Annotated in this window: 1 pseudogene; it reads right to left on the bottom strand. The window is 40.7% G+C overall.

Annotated features, from left to right (window positions below):
- Window positions 1-268 (bottom strand): annotated as a pseudogene (locus SB679_RS24515) (serine hydrolase); the annotation flags it as partial.

Here is a 268-nt window from a genome sequence, read left to right on the forward strand (position 1 = left end):
ATATTTCTGGTAATGGCAGTCGGAGAGTGGCAGTCACAATTGCTGAGTCCTATCACATAAATATCTTCACTGGGAATGTAAACGCCCATACTTTTGAATCCAAAAATACTTCCCCCATGTTCCCGGTCCGGAGTTCCATTGATATCTTTCAGGTGCCATCCGTATCCATAGGAGAATTCTTCACCATTGTTCAGTTTGTATTTTTGAAAGGCTTTTTGGGTTTCTTTAGAATTTAAAAGGATATTCTGATGTAGTGCCTGCTGCCACT

Source organism: Chryseobacterium sp. SIMBA_029 (genome assembly GCF_046535275.1).
GTDB lineage: Bacteria > Bacteroidota > Bacteroidia > Flavobacteriales > Weeksellaceae > Chryseobacterium.